The sequence below is a fragment of the Finegoldia sp. genome (assembly GCF_046991905.1).
GTDB lineage: Bacteria > Bacillota > Clostridia > Tissierellales > Peptoniphilaceae > Finegoldia.
In genome coordinates, this window is the sequence record NZ_JBKWZF010000003.1 from 67,093 (window position 1) to 68,361 (window position 1,269).

Annotated in this window: 2 protein-coding genes; both read left to right on the plus strand. The window is 31.2% G+C overall.

The features are described 5' to 3' along the window. Window positions 1–214 precede the first annotated feature (214 nt). Window positions 215–451 carry a transposase gene (locus ACLUJM_RS02535; RefSeq protein WP_002607804.1) on the plus strand — a complete coding sequence of 79 codons (237 nt, stop codon included), beginning with the start codon at window positions 215–217 and terminating at the stop codon, window positions 449–451. Between the two features lie 105 nt (window positions 452–556). Further along, complete coding sequence (gene ssb, locus ACLUJM_RS02540; RefSeq protein ID WP_002607803.1) at window positions 557–1,042, plus strand: single-stranded DNA-binding protein; 486 nt, start codon at window positions 557–559, stop codon at window positions 1,040–1,042. Window positions 1,043–1,269: the final 227 nt, after the last annotated feature.

Below are 1,269 nucleotides of genomic sequence, written 5' to 3' on the forward strand. Positions count from 1 at the left end.
TATATCAATCGTTTCCTGAAGGAATGAAATACAGTTCACAATTCACAATTTCCATCAATAGAAACACAGATAGGGAATTGTATAAGTATCTTCTTGAAATTGAAGAAACACAACCATTAGCTGACTATATAAGATTAGCAGTATATAAGTACATTCAAGAAAAAGAAGTGGTTGTTTGAAAGAATACCTAGAAAATAAATAGGAAGGAGTAAAAATGCCATTTAGAAAATATTCAAACCAATTTAGGAAAGGTGTTTGTCAATTAACTTGTGATTGTGGACATTCTCCATCAAAAACAGCAGAAGAATATGAAATACCTTTAAAAACACTGGAGAAATGGATTACGGCATACAATAAAAATCCTTGTTGCTTTGATAAAAGTGATGATTATTATATAGAGAAACATAAAGAATTTGCAAAACCTATGATAATCTATCTACAAAAGAAATGATTTCTTTACTAAAACAACAAGATGATGAAATACATAGTCTTTACAGTGTTATAACTAGCTATCAAATTAAAGAAAGAATGAAATTAGAAAGAAGAGGAAATAAGCATGATAAATAGAGTGGTAGCCGTAGGGAGATTAACGAAAGACCCTTTGCTAAGTAAAACAATGTCAGGAATCAGCACTTGTACATTTACATTAGCAGTAAATCGAAGAAATCAAGTTGCAGGACAACCTGATGCTGATTTTATACAATGTGTAACATGGAGAAAAACAGCCGAAAACATCACAACTTACTTGCATAAAGGTTCTCTCATTGGAATAGAAGGCAGAATCCAAACACGAACTTATAACAATCAACAAGGACAGAAAGTTTATGTAACCGAAGTAGTGTGCGACAATGTACAATTCTTAGAACCTAAACAAAATTCACAACCTTCACAATATTCTCAATCACAACAGACATATCCATATGAACAACCACCTGTTCAAACTTATTATCAACAACAAAGTATAACTGCTGAAGCAGAAAAAAGCGTTCCTTGGGATGTTGCTGATACGCTAGATATTTCTACAGATGATTTGCCATTTTAATTAAGGAAGGAGTATGGACATGAAAGAACTTGTAGTAGGAAATCCAATTTATGACAAAGAATTAAAAGTATTAGGATTGATTACAGCTTTACCTTATGGAGAAAACAATAAATTCTAATATATTTGGGTGGATAAAAAAGGATTCTCAACTCGTGAAACAGAAAAATTTAGTCATAGTCGGTTTATCTTGTTTGATGTAAATGATATGATTAAATAAGTCAAAAAAG

Bases quoted from the DNA above. Each gene is read 5' to 3' on its own strand.
- ssb (WP_002607803.1), top strand. From the start codon at position 557: ATGATAAATAGAGTGGTAGCCGTAGGGAGATTAACGAAAGACCCTTTG.
- ACLUJM_RS02535 (WP_002607804.1), top strand. From the start codon at position 215: ATGCCATTTAGAAAATATTCAAACCAATTTAGGAAAGGTGTTTGTCAA.